Origin of the sequence: Winogradskya humida (genome assembly GCF_016862215.1) — a bacterium.
In the GTDB taxonomy this organism is placed as follows: domain Bacteria; phylum Actinomycetota; class Actinomycetes; order Mycobacteriales; family Micromonosporaceae; genus Actinoplanes; species Actinoplanes humidus.
Genome location: NZ_BOMN01000111.1, coordinates 65,965 through 81,083, shown reverse-complemented (window position 1 = coordinate 81,083; position 15,119 = coordinate 65,965). Strand labels below are relative to the sequence as shown.

The window sequence follows — 15,119 nt, the reverse complement described above, 5'->3', positions numbered from 1 at the left end:
GACGCCGCCCGGAAGGTGCGTCATATTTGGACGCATGACAAAGCTCGGGATCCGAGATGAATGGTCGATTGCCGGTGATCCCGGCGAGGTGCACGATCTGCTCTGTGCCGCTGATTTGTTCATCGCCGCCCGGTACGGCACGCCCGTGCCGCGGCGGCGCATTCAGAGCACCGAACGACTGGTAGCGTCACGCAGTGTCCGTCTGCTCCGGGAGCGGGGCACCGCCATCGCGATGTTCACGCTGACCTGGGAGCCGTCTTTCGAGACCGCGACCGATATCTTCCCGCCGACCGCCAAGCCGATTTATATGCAGCGGCTCGCCGTTTCACCGGACCTGGACGGCGGTGACACATTGGTCGGGTTGAGATGTGTGCGCCAGGCCATGGAAACCGCACGCGAACTGGGTGCGACGGCCATCCGCGCGGAGACCAATCCGGACTTGACAAACACCGTACGCCTCATCGAGCAATTCGGGTTCACGGCGTATGGACCAGTCCTCGACGACGGCGGGGTCCGCCGGATCCGTCTGCAGAACATCCTGCACGAGCCAGAAAGGGACCGGACCGCCTGATGCGGGAGCTGACCCAGCAAGTAGCCGAACTTGTCGCCCGCAACGCGCGGGCGGGCACCGGGGACGACGGTGCGGACCTGGACACGCCCCTGCGGGACCGGGGGGTGGACTCGCTGACCGTCGCCGGGGTGATCGTCGACATCGAGCGGACGTTCGGCGTGCGCTTCCCCGCGGCGCTGATCACGGCCGACACGTTCACCTCCGTGCGTTCCGTCGCCGCCGCCGTCGAGGAACTCACCCGCCGGGAGCAGGACGCATGACCGGCACGGTGCAGTCCTACCCGGCAGTGCACACCTATCAGGGCATCTCCCCTGTCCAGGATCTCGGCCGTTACCCGACAGTGCTGGCGGCGCTGGCGGACCGGGCCCGGCACACCCCGGACGCCCCGTATCTGACCTCGGTCGACGGTGACGGCCCGGAGACCGTGCTCACCTTCGGTCTGCTCGACAGCTGGAGCGGCCGGCTGGCCCGGTGGCTGCGGCGCGAACACGCCATCGCGCCGGGTGACGTGGTGGCGCTCACGCCGCTCAACGAGCCGGTGTCCATCGCCGTCCTCTTCGCCATCCTGCGGGCGGGCGCCGTCTGCCTGCTGGTGAACCCCGGTGATCCGGCCGGGCGTGCGTTCGAGCAGATCGACAGCCAGTCGGCGGTGGCGCTGCTGGTCCCCCCGGCGCTGACGCGGGAGCGGGACCCGGACCCGCGTGCGGTCATCGTCCCGGACCCGTCCCAGCTGCCCGACGCGACCGGCGGGGACCTGCCCCCGGTCCGGCCCGACACGGACGCCCTGCTGTTCGGCACGTCCGGGTCCACCGCCGCGGCCAAGATGGTGGCGCAGACCCATCGCAACGCCGCCACCAACGCCGAGGCATTCGTACGGCACCATCGGATGCAGCCTGGCGACCGCATCCTGGGTTTCCTGCCGATCCACCACGCGAACGGGGTACACACCACCCTGCTCTCCCCGCTGTTCTCCGCTTCGCACACGGTGCTGGCCCGGGGATTCAGCCCCTTCCAGTACCCGGAACTGGTGCAGCGCTACCGGCCGCGGCTCGCCAGCGCGGTGCCGAGCGTCCTCGACACGCTGTTGCAGACGTGGCGCGAGCCGGTGTTCCCCGCCGAGTTCGAGTACTTCCTGACAGCCGCCGCGCCGCTGTCCGCGCGCACGTGCGCCGAGGTGTACAGCAAGTTCGGCGTACGGGTCGTCCAGGGTTACGGCCTGACCGAGACCACCAACTTCTCGACGACGGTCCCGATCGATCTGCCGGAGAGCGAATACCGGCGGCTGATGCTCGACACGGCCATCCCCTCCATCGGTACGGCCGTGTACGGCAACGAAGTCGCGGTGTTCACGGCGAGCGGCGAGCGGGCCCGCCCCGGCGAGCACGGTGAGATCCGGATGCGGGGACACAACGTGATGTCCCGGTACGCGGGCAACCCCGCAGCGACCGACGAGGCCTTCCTGGACGGCTGGTTCCACTCCGGCGACCAGGGCTACGAGGTCGTCTCCGCGTACACACCGGGCAATTTCATCGTCATCACCGGCCGCACGAAGAACATGGCGAAGGTACGCGGCGAAGCGGTCTCCCTGGAGGAGATGGAACGCGCCCTGTTACGCCTCGACGGGGTACGCGACGCCGCGTGTATAGCCCTGCCCGACCCGGTGGAGGGCGAGGCGATCACCGCGGTCGTCGTGTCCCCGGAGGTCTCCGAGACCCGGATCGCCCGGCATCTCAGCGGCGTGTTCTCCGCCAACGCGCTCCCCCGCCGCATCGTGTTCGCCGATCGGATCCCGCGGACCAGCACCGGAAAGATCATCCGCCGTCAGCTCACCGACGAGATCGGGACGAACCGCGGCACCCCGGCCACACCCCCGGCCAACGACAACGTTACGGAGCAGCCATGACCACGACCACCACCACCGCCATGAAGAGCAACCCGGACGACGAGAACGAGGTGCACGACCTCGACGTGTTCCAGGACGCGGGTGCCTGCATCATCACCCCGGTCGTGGCGCTGCCCCCGGCGGCGGCGGACGCGCTGGTCGGCGCGATGGCGAAGGTGGTCCGTGACGGCCACGCCGCGCAGCAGGCGCTCACCCCGGACGACGACGGGGTGATCCGGGCCCAGTACTTCGAGGAGGGCCTGGTCTACATGCTCGCCAAACCGCTGGACGGATATTCGGCGAGCCGCTACTGCATGGACCTGTTCAACGTCGGCGACCGCGGGGCCTGCTCGCGGATGCACTACCACACAGGCGCTCGGATGGTACGGCTGATGACCGGCTCCGACACCTCCATCCGGGTGTCCGCGCTCTCGCCGTTCCACTACACCTATGTCGACGGCGTGACCCCGTTCAAGCTGCAGGTCGAGCGGGACAGCATGCCGGACAGCACCCGTGACCGTTACAGCTTCTGGGTTCCGGAGTCCTCCATCGTGGACATGCAGATCCCGCGCGGGACGTCACACCAGTTCAACTCGTTCGGCGAGAACGCCGTGATCGACACGATCCACCCGGAGGAGACGATCGAGGCGTTCCGGGAGAAGATGTCCGGGCTGCGCATGATGGCGCAGACGGTCTTCCTCTCCGACGAGTTCCCCTCGGTCGAGGACTGCGGCGGCGGATCGAGCCGATGACCGCGGTCGACTGGTACGGGCTGGGCACGTTCGGTCTGCCGATGGCGACCCGGTGCATCACCGCGGGCTACCCGGTGCGGGCGGGTAACGGACGGGGCCGGCTCACCGAGTTCCGGCAGGCCGGCGGTCGGGATTCCACGGCGGAGGGCGCGCCGGCCCCGATCGTCGCGCTCTGCCTCCCCTCGGCCACCGAGGTGCTGGATGTCGTACGGAACCTCGGGCCGGCCGCCTGGGTGGTGGACTTCTCGTCGCACGATCCGGCGTCGGCGGTCCGGGCGGCAGAGCTCCTGCGCGAGCGCGGGATCGGCTATGTCGACTGCCCGGTGTCCGGCAGCGTCGACCTGGCCCGCGACGGGCAGCTGACCGGATATGTGGGAGCCACGCCGGAGGAGCTCCCGGCCGAGGTCCGGGAATTCGTCGGCACCATCTGCGCCGGCCTGTTCTGGACCGGCGGGCTGGGGCAGGGCCAGGGGATGAAGCTCGTCAACCAGGTCATTCATCTGGGCAACGTGCTGGTCCTGGGTGAGGGCTTCCAGCTGGCCGAGCAGTTCGGTCTGGCGCCGGCGACCGTGCTGGCCGCGTTGAAGGCGTCGTCAGGTGCGAGCCGGATGCTGGAACGCTTCGGAGAGCAGATGCTCAGCGAGCGGTACCCGCGCCAGTTCAGTGCGCGGCTGGCGCACAAGGACATCCGCAACGCCCTGCGGCTCGCGCCCGATCTCCCGGTCGCGGCGATGGTCGAGGATCGCCTCCGGGCCGTCGTCGAGGCCGGGGACGGGGAACAGAACTTCACCCGGCTGGCCCGGCGCCCCGTGATCCCGCCGGCCACCGGGTGACGGGGCCGTCATACCTGGCGCACCTTGGCCAGGGTCGTCGCGAGCGACTGCCACAGCTGCGTGGCGAGGGCCAGGTTCTTCGACTCGGTCGCCTGCTGCCCGAGCTGCTGCAGCGTCGCGATCCCGGTCTCGGCGTCGCCCTCGAGGATCTTCAACTGGCTGTCGAGCGCGAGCAGCCGCACCCGGTCGCGGTAGGACAGCCCCAGGTTCTCGTTGTGCAGTAGTTCGTCGCACATCCGGCGGGCGTCGGCGGTGCGGCCCTCCTGAAACGCGAGATACGCCTGCAGGGAAAGCAGTTCGTCTCGTTGCAGCGGCGTCCCGGTCAGCCGGACCGCCGGCTCGACCTCGGCCAGCCAGCGCCGGGCGTCGTCAAGCTCGGGCGGGGTCATCTGCAGGGCAGCGGCGATGGCGGCGGCGCGGAGCCGCTGCCAGAGACTCAGGTCGTCCTGACCCGCCACCAGCGCGAGCGCGTCTTCGAGGCGGGCCTTGGCCGCGGCGAAGTCACCCTGGCGGGCGCTGACCATGGCCGCTGTCCACAGCGCTTCCGCGGCCTGGGTGGGTGCGGCTTCCGGCAGCCACTTCTCCAGCTCCCGCACGTGGCGCGTGGCGGCGTCCACCGAACCGCTCTCGGCCTCCACGCTGATCAGCACCAGCAGCGCCGCCATGCGATCGAACGTCGACAGGCTTTCCAGGACGGCGATGTCCAGGGCCTGTGCGGCGAGGGTCTGCGCGTCGTCCATCGCGCCACGCCCGCGCAGCCGGCGGGCCCGGCGGACTCTGGCCCGCACCCGCAGCTCGGGCACCCCGATGGCATCCGCCAGCTCGACCAGCTCCTGCAGCCGGCCCGGTTCGAGGCCGGCGTCCGTGACGGAGTCGAGCAGCCACAGCGCCTGCCAGCGGGCCGCGGGGTCCGTCTGCTCGTCCTCGTCGACGGCCCGCAGGATGCCCGGGGACATGTCCGCGTTGCTCGGTGTCGAGGCGGCGATGGCGAGCGCCTCGCTGAGGCTGCCGCCCGCGGGCTGGGTGAGGGTGTCGGCATCAACACCGAGCTGGGTCGCGAGGTAGGTGATCGCCCGGTCGGTGGCACGCCGCTCTCCCGACTCGAGCCGGGAGAGATAGCCGGTGGACATGCCGTCACCCGCCAGCTGGGCCTGGCTCATCCCACGTTCCAGTCTGAGCGTCTTCAGCCGGTGGCCGAAGTGTGGCAGTTCGGCCATGTCGCCCTCCCGGAAGACTGTCGATCGCACCCAGGTGTTGCCTCACCCAAAGCTGAACACCCTGGGAAATTCCCTCAAATTACTCTACGCAGCACGGCAACCGGTGGCAACTTGCAGGTGGCCGTATCCGCACCCCGGTAATCAACATTCGGGACAGGAGTCAAGTCCCGGTAAAATGATCTCGCAGGTTTGACAATGTATTGCCAAGCTTGTTGCCAAGGATCTAGGCTTCTCGCAGTCCCACCACCACTCTTCCCGGAGATCCACATGCCTGGATTCGCCAGTTGTGCCAGCTCGCCAGCAATCCGCCGCACCGCCACGGCAACGGCTGCGATGCTGAGCCTCTTCAGCGCTCTCGCCCTGGCCACCGCACCCGTCCAGCCGGGCCGGCCGGTGCACACCGCACTCCCGGCATCGGCAGCCGGGCACGCCGGCACCGACGGCGAGATCGAGTGGCCCACCCCGACCACGCCCTGAACCACACCGCTCCCCCTGAGCGCCCGATGACGTGATTCCTCACATCGATCCGCCATCGGGACGCGCCGCTCGAGATCTCCCCGAACCACGTAGTCGCGTCAGCAACAGCGAGGACACAAGATGCTTGAGGAAAAAGCAGGGCAGCTGGCCGAACAGTTGACGAAGTGCCCGGTCGTCAGCGTCTCCATCAACACCCTGCTCCCCGCCGACTCACCTCGCACCGAAGGGGAACAGACCGACCAGGTCCAGCTCCTGATCGAGTCCGGCACGACGTTCCCCCCGATCATCGTGCACCGGCCCACCATGCGCGTGATCGACGGCATGCACCGGCTGCGGGCCGCCATCGCGCGAGGCGACCACAGCATCGAAGCCCGCCTGCTGGACGTCGCCCCCGAAGATGCCTTCATCGTCGCCGTGGAACTCAACGTCCGGCACGGCCTCCCGCTCTCGCTCGCCGACCGCAAGGCAGCGGTCAGCCGCATCGTCACCAGCCACCCGGACTGGTCGGACCGCGCCATCGCCGCGATCACCGGGCTGTCAGCCCGATCGGTGAAAGCGGTCCGGGCCGCCGGACAGCAGGCCACAATGGACACCGGCCACGAGCCGGCCCGCATCGGCCGCGACGGCCGGGTCCGCCCCCTGACGAGCGCCACCGGCCGCCGCCACGCCGCCGGCCTGCTGACCCAGAATCCCAACGCCTCCCTGCGCGTGGTCGCCAAGGCAACAGGACTGGCCCCCTCAACCGTCATGAACGTACGGGACCGGCTGCGGCGCGGCGAAGACCCCGTACCCGGCGCCCAGGACCGCTCCAAGAAGCGCACCGGCAGCGTCCACGACATGGCCGACTTCCAGCTCAACAAGACCCTCACCATCGCCGGCCAGAACGCGGGATGGGACCACACCCTGCAACGGCTCCGCAACGATCCCTCGTTACGCTTCCGGGAAATGGGCCGCGTGCTGCTGAGCTGGCTGGGCAGCACCCCGAAGACAGAAGTCATGCACACGCTGCCGGCCGTCGTCCCCGCGTACAACATCGAAGGTGTGCTGCAGGTAGCCCAGGCGAACATGGCCCTGTGGCAGCAGTTCGCCGAAATGCTCAAGGAACGACTCGTCGAGGAAGACCCGGTCCTCCCCCGAACAGGCGAGCTCTGACCGACGACGACGCGACCGCCCGTTCCCTGTTCAGCAGGCCTTGTAGACGTAGCTGCGGCTGCCGGGGGCGGTCACGTCCTCATCGCGCAGGACGACCGAGGTCCGGGCGCCGATCGCCGCGCAGGCCGTGGCGAAACCCTCCCGGCCCCCGTCCTTGTCCTCGTACTCGATGTCGATGACGCGGTCGCCGTACACCCGGGTGTAGTAGCCGCACTCATCCTCCGCGCCGCATTCCTCGGCGATGGCGAAGTCGAGGCCCGCGGTCTTGCCCGCGGAGCCCAGCTCGGTGGTGTTCTTCTGGGCGATGGCCAGGCCCGCCGCGTGGGCGCGGGACACAAGCAGCTGGAGGTAGGCGATGGCGTCGGTCTTACTGAGCAGCTTCTTGGACCGCTGGTACGAGTCGATGTTGTCGGGTTCGATCGCCTTGAACCCGGAAGTCGCGCAGCCGGTGATCCAGCCGCCGACGATCCCGGCGAGGGCCGAGCGCTTGGCTGCCGTCGACGTGTCCAGCAGGACCTCATCCCATTCCTCGTCCACGACCTCGCGGCCGCGGGCGTCCTTGAGGAGCAGGCCGGGCTGGTTCTTACGCCACCATCCGATGGTTCCCTCCGCGAGCGGGGCGCCCTTCTCCTCGGGCTGGGTCTGGAAGGCATTGACGTAGCAGATGTTGTAGGCGCCCGGCGCGGGGGCATCGGTGCGGTCCCGGCTCACCACGGTGACACCCGTGGGAAGGCGGTACGCCTCACCGATCTGGTAGTCGAAGGTGGCATTGGCCGGCGGCGGGACGACGCTCGCGGCCGTGGGGGCTGCCTCGCCGGGCGTGGCGAGGGCGAGGGAGCCGGCGAGGGCGACCGAGGCCGCACCGACGCCGCTGATCAGGTGCCGGAGGAGAGTTGCCATGAGGTAGCTCCGTGATCTCTTGTCGGGCCTTTGCCCCGCATAAGGTCTTGCGTGATCTTTGGTAACGCCCCGCGTCACCCGATGGGATTCGGGCGTCCGGGCGTTTCCTGCGCCGCCCGGAGTTTCGGCGCCGGAGCCCGAGCTCTCCTGTGGTGTTCTCCCGGCATGACAGTTCTGGTTGAGGTCGGTCTCGACGGCGGCGGCTCCCTGCTGCTGGAGGCGGCCGGCACGGGTGTCGCCGGTCCGGTGAAGGCGGGCCGCGGCAGCGATGCCGTGCACGCCCTGCATGACAGCCTGCGCGAACAGCTGCGCCCTGCGGCCCAGGCGTCTCGCGAGATGATCGAGGAGCTGCGCGGCACGGGCCCGGACGACGTGACGATCGAATTCGGGCTCAAGCTGGTCGCGGGCCTAGGAGCCCTCGTCGCCACGTCCAAAGCGGAGTGCCACTTCAAGGTGACGGTGCGCTGGAGCCGCGACCAGCTTGAAGCCGGATCGGAAGACGCGCCGTGACGCTCGCGCGCAGCACTCCCACACATGTCGAAGTGGCGCCGCGAGGCAGCGGGATCGCCGTCCTGGTGGACCCGGACGGAGCCGCCCACGGTGTCGGCTTCCTGGCCGGGGACGGCGCGATCGTCACCTGCGCCCACGTCGTCGAGGCGACCGGGGCGGGACCGGGCGACCGGGTGTCGCTGACGTTCCCGCACGTGCCGGGCCTGCCCTCTGCCGTCGCATGGGTCGACCCGGCGGCCTGGCGGCACCGGGACGGCACGGACGTCGCAGTGCTGCGCCTCGACGAGGTTCCAGCGGGCGCCGGGGTGCTTCCGCTCGGGTCCGCGGCGGGGTGCCGGGGCCACGGGCTCTGGATGTACGGGGTCCCCGGCCCGGGACCGCGGGGCCGGTTCGGTTACGCGCGGGCCGGCGACCTCCTGCCCGACGTCGACGGCGACGGGCAGTTGCTGCAACTCACCGATGCCAACGACGTCACCGTCGGGTTCAGCGGCTCGCCCGTGTTCGACGACGAGACCGGGCTGGTGATCGGCATGGTCACCGCGATCGACCGGGCCGACCAGTACCAGCGCGGGGCGGGCATCGCGTACGCCACGGCCGTCGAGACGCTGCGGCAGGTCGACCGGGCGCTGGGCGAGCAGACGGTGTGCCCGTACCGGGGGCTCGCGCCGTTCACCGCCGCGCACGCGGCCTGGTTCCACGGTCGCGCCGGCGCGGTGCAACGGGTCGTCGCCTCGCTGACCAGACGCGCCGTGCTGCTGCTGGGCCCGTCCGGCTCCGGCAAGTCCTCGCTGGTGCAGGCGGGCGTGCTGCCCGAGATCACCGCCGGCCGTGCCGCACCGGGCTCCGACGGGTGGGCGATGATCACGGCTCGTCCGGGCACCGACCTGCTCGCCGAGCTGGAGGCGGCCGGCCTCGCCGGAGCCGTGCGGGACGGCCTGGTCCACGCCGTCCGGGGACACCCCGACACGACGAGCCCCGGTCGCCGCCTCCTGCTGATCATCGACCAGTTCGAGGAGGTGTTCGCCCAGCCCGCCGCCCGTGACCTGCTGGCACAGCTGGAGGAGCTGGTCCGCTCGGCGGCCCCGCCCACCCTCCTGCTGATCATGCGGGACGACTTCTATCCGCGGTTCGCCGCCGCGGCGCCGACGCTGCTGCACGCCCTGACCCCGGGGGTCGTGAACATCCCCGCGGTGCTGACCCGTGGCGAGGCCACCGACATCGTCGAACGGCCCGCTGCCACGGTCGGCCTGCGGTTCGAGCCGGGCCTCGTCGCCCGGATCCTCGCCGACCTCGAGGCCGCCGGCGACGGTTCCGTGCCGGTCACCGCGCTGCCGGTGCTCGAGCTCGCCATGCTGCAGCTCTGGGAACGCCGCGCGGACGGACGGCTCACGCACGACGGCTACCAGCGCATCGGCCAGCTGGCCGGAAGCCTCACCGCCCGCTGCGACCACAGCATCGCCGCCCTCGACCCGGCCTTGCAGCCGATCGCCCGGCAGGTGCTGACCGCGCTCGTCCGCCCCGCGGACCTCCACCAGCACACCCCGTCGGCCCGGCGCCAGGTGCCCCTCGACCAGCTGCGTGACCTCGTCGGCGACGACGACGCCTTCGAGGCGGTGGTACGGGCACTGACCACCCCCACGCCGCTGATCGTCACCCACGCCAGGGCCGGCGCCCCGGAGGCGCCCCCGATCGCGGAGCTGATCCACGATTCGCTGATCCGCCACTGGGTCACGCTGCGCGACTGGATCGCCGAGGACTACCGCTTCCATGACTGGCTGCGCCGTGCCGAGGAGCAGCGGCAGCACTGGACCGGCACGACGAACCGCGCGGACCTGCTGGCCGGCGTCGAGCTCGCCGAGGGATTGAGCTGGTCACGCCAGAGCCGGCTACCCGGCGCGGTCGCCGCGTTCCTGGGTGCGAGCGAGCGGGCCGCCACCGCCAGAGCACGCCGCGTCCGTACCGTCATGATCGCGATGGTGATGCTGCTGGTGCTCACGGTCTCCGCCGCCGTGTTCGCCTCCTACCAGTCGAACAAGGCCGGCCAGCTCCGGCAGGCCGCCCAGTCCCGGCAGGCCGCCGTCCAGTCGGAGGCGAACGCCACGGGAAATCCCGACCTCAGTGCCCTGCTCGCCGTGCACGCCTACCGGATGAGCAGGACGCCGGAGGCTGCGGCGCGCCTCAACGACGCCTACGCGGCCACCGCGGCGCTGGCACACACCTTCGAGAGCGGGGGTGGAAGCGTCCACGCGATCGCGGCCAACGAGGACGAGTCAATCCTGGCAGCCGGCACGGCGCACGGCACGGTGCAGTTGTGGGACCTGCGCGATGGTTCACGAACGAGCCTTCCGTCCCCCGGCGGAGGCGGGGCGGTCACCGCGGTCGCCTTCGCACCGCACGGCAACGCGCTGGCAGTCGGCGACGAGACGACCGTACAAATCTGGGACTTGGTGACCCGCAGAGTCCGGGAGTTGCCCGGCGACCTGACCTTCCCGGTAAGCACGCTGGCCTACTCCCCGGACGGCGCGACGCTGGCGGTGGGCACCGAGGACGGCGACGTGCTGACCTGGAGCGTGCCGTCCGATACGGTCACCACGGTCCACCACGGTATGGACGTCGTCCACGCGGTCGCGTTCAGCCCGGACGGACACACGCTGGCCAGCGCCGACGACGACAACACCGTGAGCCTGTGGGACGCGCGGACCCGCAAACTCCGGCGCGTGCTCGAACACCACACCGATTCCGTCACCTCGCTGTCGTTCAGCCCGGACAGCCACACCCTGGCCACCGGTAGCTACGACAACCGCGTGCTGATCTGGCCCGTGGCGGCCGGCACGCCCAGCGACGTCGCGCAGTATCCCGACTCCATCACCTCCGTGGCGTTCAGCCCGGACGGCAGCACGCTGGCGGTCGGTGACGGCGACGGGCGGCTGCAGCTGCACGACCCGACCGGCGCCGTGGGCGAACGGCGGCTACTCGGCCACACGAACACGGTCGCCTCCATGACGTACCTCCCGAAGCGTAAACGCCTGGTCACCGGTAGCGCCGACGGCACCGTACGGCTCTGGGACACGGCAGCCGGGGCCGACGATCACCTCCTGCGCGGCCATGATGGACTCGTCGACGCCGTCGCGTTCGCCCCGAACAGCAACCAGCTGGTCAGCGGCGACGACGACGGGGAGCTCCGGCTCTGGGACGGGACGACCGGGACGGTTCTCGGCCACCAGGACGGCGCGATCAGCACCGTGGCGTTCGGTCCGCACGGGCACGTGGCCAGCGGCGGCTCGGACCACAAGGTGCATCTGTGGGACATGGCCGCCACCGTAGAAGCACAGCGACACCGGATCCTGCCGGCTCACGAGGACTCGATCACCGCGCTCGCGTTCAACCGTGACGGAACCCTGCTGGCCAGCGGAAGCTATGACAACTCGATCCGGCTGTGGAACACGGCGGACAGACGCGCGACGAAGATCCCGTCGGGCCACACCGACACGGTCACCTCGCTCGCGTTCAACCACGACCAGACACTGCTTGCCAGCGGCGGCGACGACGGCCTGGTGACGCTGTGGGACCTGGCCGCCGGCCGGCCCCGCAGTCACCTCGTCGATCCCTCCGGACAGGTCAAGTCGGTGGCGTTCAGCCCCAGCGGCGACGCCGTGGCCACCGGCGGGGCGGACGGGACGATCCGGGTGTGGAACCTGACGGGCGGCGAACCCCGGCTGTCTCTCATCGGCCACACCGGTCCGGTCCGATCGGTGGCGTTCAGCCCGGACGGCCGCACGCTGGCCAGCGGCAGCGAGGACATGACCATCCGGCTGTGGAACACAAGGACCGGCGACCGCGAACGCACGCTGATCTCCGGCGACGTGTATGTCCGATCGGTGGCGTTCAGCCCGGACGGCCGTACGCTGGCCGGCGGCGGCCGCATGGTCGGCCTGTGGAGCACGACATCGCCCGGCCCGGACGAGGTTCACCGGCACATCTGCTCGGCCATCGGGCATGACCTCGACCCCGACCAGGCCCAGGTCTATCTGGATGACCGGTCGGCGCCCCCGGTGTGCCCGCCGTGACAGACCTGGTGGCATCGGCACCTGATCTGAGCCGATCCGTCTGCTTGGCGGGCGGCTCCGTCATCATGCGCGACGGAGGCGTCCGTCAAGGCTGGTCGCCGTCGCGCGGGCGCAGCAGCGGCGGGTGCAACAGCCGCGCCGGCCCCCGGCGGAACAGCTGGGCCGGGCGGCCCCGGTCCCGGGCCACGCTGCGCCCGACCGCTTCCACGAAGCCGTCCGCTCCGGTGACCTTGCGGTGGAAATTGCGGGGGTCGATCGTGGTGCGCCACACCCTCTCGTAGACCTCGCGCAGGTCGGCGATGGTGAACTCCGGCGGGCAGAACGCGGTTGCCAGCGGCGTGTATTCGAGTTTGGCCCGGGCCCGCTCGAGCCCGTCGGCCAGGATCCGGTCGTGGTCGAAGGCCAGGTCGCCGGGGGTCAGGTCGTCGCAGGGCCGCCAGGCCGCCCCGGCCGCGTCGCTCCCGGCGACCGGGATCGGGAGGTCGGGCAGCAGGGCCAGGTAGGCGACGGCCACCACCCGGCCGCGTGGGTCGCGGCCCGGGGCGCCGTAGGTGGCGAGTTGTTCGAGGTGCCCAGCCGCCGGGTCGAGGCCGGTCTCCTCGCGCAACTCCCGCCGGGCCGCCTCCTCGAGGTCCTCGTCGGGCAGGACGAAGCCACCCGGTAACGCCCACTGTCCCTCGTACGGCGGGATGCCGCGGCGGATCAGCAGCACCTGCAAGCGGGACTGCCGGATGGTCAGCAGCACCAGGTCCACCGCAATCGTCATGTTGACGATAATACCCGAGCGGGTTTATCGTCATCGTGACGAAATAAGGAGTGAGTGACTATGGCCCACGTAACGCGGCGGTTCAACCTGCGACACCTGCGCGGCACCCCGACCAGCTGGATCAGCTACACCGCCGGCGGCAAGGCGAAGCGCGCCGGGACCGGCCTGTCCTTCTGGTACCGGCCGCTGACCGCGGTGCTGTCCGAGGTCCCGGTCGACGACCGGGAGCTGCCGCTGCTGTTCCACGCCCGCACCGAGGACTTCGCCGACGTCACGGTGCAGGCCACGGTGACGTACCGGGTGAGCGACCCGGCCGCGGCCGCGACCCGCCTGGACTTCTCGATCGACCCCTACCGGGGCAGCTGGCGCGGGCAGCCGCTCGACCAGGTCGCCGGCCTGCTCGCCGAGCTGGCCCAGCAGCCCGCCCTGGACCTGCTGGCCCGGCTGCCGCTCGCGGAGGCGCTGACCACGGGGATCGCCCCGGTCCGGCAGTCCGTCGCGGACGCGCTCGCCCACGACACCCGGCTCACCGAGACCGGCGTCAGCGTGGTCAGCGCCCGCGTGGTGGCGATCCGTCCGGAGCCCGACATGGAACGCGCCCTGCAGACGCCGACCCGCGAGCAGGTGCAGCAGGAGGCCGACCGCGCCACGTACGCGCGGCGGGCCCAGGCCGTCGAGCAGGAGCGCACGATCGCGGAGAACGAGCTGCAGAGCCAGATCGAGCTCGCCCGCCGGGAGCAGCTGCTGGTCGAGCAGCGCGGCGCCAACACCCGCCGCGGGGCCGAACTGGACGCCGAGTCCCAGCTGGTTGCCAACGCGGCCTCCGCGGATCGGTTGCGCACCACGGCAACAGCAGAAGCAGATGCTGATCGGGTACGCGACGAAGCGCGAGCCACGGGTACCCGTCTCGTCGGCCTGGCCGAAGCCGAGGCGGAAGCCGCGCGCCTCGCCGCCTACCGTGATCTGCCCCCGGCGGTGGTCCAGGCCCTCGCCCTGAAGGAACTCGCCGGACACCTTCCCGCCATCGGTGAGCTGACCATCACCCCGGACCTGCTCAGCAAGCTCGCCGGACGGCTCGGATGAGCACGCTCGCCCCGCGCGTGGTGATCGTGTCGCGGCGCAGCGAGCTCGACGAGCTGCTCGCCCGGCACGGTACCCGCGGTGCCGCCGCCTTCTTCCTGCGAGAACGCGGCCGCGACCTGGCCGAGGTGAGCGCCCGGCACGACGCGCTGACCGCCGCCCTCACCGAGGTGGGCAGTGCGATCCCGGCGGACTGGCGGCGCGGCCACGTCGACCGCGCCGACCTGCCCCGGTTCCTGTTCGCCCCCGAGGACGTGGTGATCGCCGTCGGCCAGGACGGCCTGGTCGCCAACGTGGCCAAATATCTCGACGGCCAGCCCGTCATCGGCGTCGACCCGGAGCCCGGCCGCAACCCGGGCGTCCTGGTCCGGCACCCCGCCGCCGCGGTCCCCGGCCTGCTGCACGCCCGCGGCGGCGGTGAGGAGCGGGCCATGGTCGTGGCCCGCCTGGACGACGGCCAGACCCTGCACGGCCTCAACGAGATCTACATCGGCCACCCCGGTCATCAGTCCGCTCGCTACGTGCTCACCGGCCCCGGCGGCGACCGTGAACGGCAGTCGTCGTCCGGCGTCATCGTGGGCACCGGCACCGGGGCGACCGGCTGGTGCGCGTCGATAGCCCGGGAACGGGCCACCGCCCCGGCGATGCCGGACCCGGCCGAGGCGGCCCTCTGCTGGTATGTCCGGGAGGCCTGGCCCTCCCCCGCCACCGGCGTCACGCAGGTCGCCGGCCGGCTGCACACCGGCCAGACCCTGGAGCTGAGCAGCGAGTCCGAACGCCTGGTCGCCTTTGCCGACGGCCTCGAGTCCGACGCCCTGCAACTCGCCTGGGGCCAGCGCATCTCCGTCGGCGTCGCTGACCGCCGCCTGCGCCTGCTCTGACACCGGCCCGGACGCTCTCCCGGGCCGGCAG

Annotated in this window: 14 protein-coding genes; 11 read left to right on the top strand and 3 right to left on the bottom strand. The window is 71.0% G+C overall.

Translation table 11 applies throughout. From position 1 onward, the window contains the following. Nucleotides 1-34 precede the first annotated feature (34 nt). From Ahu01nite_RS37835 to Ahu01nite_RS37815, 5 genes are read left to right on the top strand one after another with little or no spacing between them, the layout of a single operon-like run. Complete coding sequence (locus Ahu01nite_RS37835; RefSeq protein ID WP_203841546.1) at nt 35-571, top strand: N-acetyltransferase; 537 nt, start codon at nt 35-37, stop codon at nt 569-571. After that, nucleotides 571-831, top strand: a complete 261-nt coding sequence (locus Ahu01nite_RS37830) for an acyl carrier protein (protein WP_203841545.1) — start codon at nt 571-573, stop codon at nt 829-831. The genes Ahu01nite_RS37835 and Ahu01nite_RS37830 overlap by 1 nt, the downstream gene beginning before the upstream one ends. After that, the gene (locus Ahu01nite_RS37825; protein ID WP_203841544.1) at nt 828-2,474 is read left to right on the top strand and encodes a class I adenylate-forming enzyme family protein; all 1,647 of its coding nucleotides are present in this window, start codon (nt 828-830) and stop codon (nt 2,472-2,474) included. The genes Ahu01nite_RS37830 and Ahu01nite_RS37825 overlap by 4 nt, the downstream gene beginning before the upstream one ends. Further along, entirely contained in the window at nt 2,471-3,205 is a 735-nt protein-coding gene (locus Ahu01nite_RS37820; RefSeq protein ID WP_203841543.1) for a hypothetical protein, read from the top strand. The genes Ahu01nite_RS37825 and Ahu01nite_RS37820 overlap by 4 nt, the downstream gene beginning before the upstream one ends. After that, nucleotides 3,202-4,038, top strand: a complete 837-nt coding sequence (locus tag Ahu01nite_RS37815; protein ID WP_203841542.1) for an NAD(P)-dependent oxidoreductase — start codon at nt 3,202-3,204, stop codon at nt 4,036-4,038. Before Ahu01nite_RS37820 ends, Ahu01nite_RS37815 begins: the two co-directional genes overlap by 4 nt. A gap of 8 nt (nt 4,039-4,046) precedes the next feature. Here Ahu01nite_RS37815 and Ahu01nite_RS37810 read toward each other — a convergent pair whose 3' ends face one another. Continuing rightward, on the bottom strand, nt 4,047-5,255 hold the full coding sequence (locus Ahu01nite_RS37810) for a helix-turn-helix domain-containing protein (RefSeq protein ID WP_203841541.1): 1,209 nt from the start codon (nt 5,253-5,255) through the stop codon (nt 4,047-4,049). Nucleotides 5,256-5,522: 267 nt separating this feature from the next. Here Ahu01nite_RS37810 and Ahu01nite_RS37805 point away from each other — a divergent pair, with 267 nt between their 5' ends. Both Ahu01nite_RS37805 and Ahu01nite_RS37800 read left to right on the top strand, forming a co-directional pair. After that, entirely contained in the window at nt 5,523-5,732 is a 210-nt protein-coding gene (locus tag Ahu01nite_RS37805; protein WP_203841540.1) for a hypothetical protein, read from the top strand. Between the two features lie 120 nt (nt 5,733-5,852). Beyond that, nucleotides 5,853-6,884: a ParB/RepB/Spo0J family partition protein gene (locus tag Ahu01nite_RS37800; RefSeq protein ID WP_203841539.1), complete on the top strand. Its 1,032-nt coding sequence runs from the start codon at nt 5,853-5,855 to the stop codon at nt 6,882-6,884. A 30-nt stretch (nt 6,885-6,914) separates the two neighbouring features. Here Ahu01nite_RS37800 and Ahu01nite_RS37795 read toward each other — a convergent pair whose 3' ends face one another. Further along, nucleotides 6,915-7,784 carry an endo alpha-1,4 polygalactosaminidase gene (locus Ahu01nite_RS37795; RefSeq protein ID WP_203841538.1) on the bottom strand — a complete coding sequence of 290 codons (870 nt, stop codon included), beginning with the start codon at nt 7,782-7,784 and terminating at the stop codon, nt 6,915-6,917. 165 nt (nt 7,785-7,949) lie between these two features. Between Ahu01nite_RS37795 and Ahu01nite_RS37790 the strand changes: the two genes are divergently transcribed. Next, a complete protein-coding gene (locus Ahu01nite_RS37790; protein WP_203841537.1) occupies nt 7,950-8,294 on the top strand; it encodes a CU044_2847 family protein in 345 nt (114 codons plus the stop codon). After that, on the top strand, nt 8,291-12,361 hold the full coding sequence (locus Ahu01nite_RS37785; protein ID WP_203841536.1) for an nSTAND1 domain-containing NTPase: 4,071 nt from the start codon (nt 8,291-8,293) through the stop codon (nt 12,359-12,361). The genes Ahu01nite_RS37790 and Ahu01nite_RS37785 overlap by 4 nt, the downstream gene beginning before the upstream one ends. An 85-nt stretch (nt 12,362-12,446) precedes the next feature. On the opposite strand, the gene Ahu01nite_RS37780 is transcribed toward Ahu01nite_RS37785, so the two are convergent. Further along, nucleotides 12,447-13,127, bottom strand: coding sequence for an NUDIX hydrolase (locus tag Ahu01nite_RS37780; protein WP_203841535.1), 681 nt, complete (start codon nt 13,125-13,127; stop codon nt 12,447-12,449). 60 nt (nt 13,128-13,187) lie between these two features. On the opposite strand from Ahu01nite_RS37780, the gene Ahu01nite_RS37775 reads away from it, so the two are divergent. After that, a complete protein-coding gene (locus tag Ahu01nite_RS37775; protein ID WP_203841534.1) occupies nt 13,188-14,210 on the top strand; it encodes an SPFH domain-containing protein in 1,023 nt (340 codons plus the stop codon). Further along, on the top strand, nt 14,207-15,088 hold the full coding sequence (locus tag Ahu01nite_RS37770) for an NAD(+)/NADH kinase (protein WP_203841533.1): 882 nt from the start codon (nt 14,207-14,209) through the stop codon (nt 15,086-15,088). Before Ahu01nite_RS37775 ends, Ahu01nite_RS37770 begins: the two co-directional genes overlap by 4 nt. Nucleotides 15,089-15,119: the final 31 nt, after the last annotated feature.

Excerpts from the sequence above, each read along its gene's own strand:
- Ahu01nite_RS37805 (WP_203841540.1), top strand. The coding sequence starts at position 5,523 with ATGCCTGGATTCGCCAGTTGTGCCAGCTCGCCAGCAATCCGCCGCACC.
- Ahu01nite_RS37815 (WP_203841542.1), top strand. The coding sequence starts at position 3,202 with ATGACCGCGGTCGACTGGTACGGGCTGGGCACGTTCGGTCTGCCGATG.
- Ahu01nite_RS37835 (WP_203841546.1), top strand. The coding sequence starts at position 35 with ATGACAAAGCTCGGGATCCGAGATGAATGGTCGATTGCCGGTGATCCC.
- Ahu01nite_RS37775 (WP_203841534.1), top strand. The coding sequence starts at position 13,188 with ATGGCCCACGTAACGCGGCGGTTCAACCTGCGACACCTGCGCGGCACC.
- Ahu01nite_RS37820 (WP_203841543.1), top strand. The coding sequence starts at position 2,471 with ATGACCACGACCACCACCACCGCCATGAAGAGCAACCCGGACGACGAG.
- Ahu01nite_RS37830 (WP_203841545.1), top strand. The coding sequence starts at position 571 with ATGCGGGAGCTGACCCAGCAAGTAGCCGAACTTGTCGCCCGCAACGCG.
- Ahu01nite_RS37780 (WP_203841535.1), bottom strand. The coding sequence starts at position 13,127 with ATGACGATTGCGGTGGACCTGGTGCTGCTGACCATCCGGCAGTCCCGC.
- Ahu01nite_RS37825 (WP_203841544.1), top strand. The coding sequence starts at position 828 with ATGACCGGCACGGTGCAGTCCTACCCGGCAGTGCACACCTATCAGGGC.
- Ahu01nite_RS37795 (WP_203841538.1), bottom strand. The coding sequence starts at position 7,784 with ATGGCAACTCTCCTCCGGCACCTGATCAGCGGCGTCGGTGCGGCCTCG.
- Ahu01nite_RS37810 (WP_203841541.1), bottom strand. The coding sequence starts at position 5,255 with ATGGCCGAACTGCCACACTTCGGCCACCGGCTGAAGACGCTCAGACTG.
- Ahu01nite_RS37800 (WP_203841539.1), top strand. The coding sequence starts at position 5,853 with ATGCTTGAGGAAAAAGCAGGGCAGCTGGCCGAACAGTTGACGAAGTGC.
- Ahu01nite_RS37790 (WP_203841537.1), top strand. The coding sequence starts at position 7,950 with ATGACAGTTCTGGTTGAGGTCGGTCTCGACGGCGGCGGCTCCCTGCTG.
- Ahu01nite_RS37770 (WP_203841533.1), top strand. The coding sequence starts at position 14,207 with ATGAGCACGCTCGCCCCGCGCGTGGTGATCGTGTCGCGGCGCAGCGAG.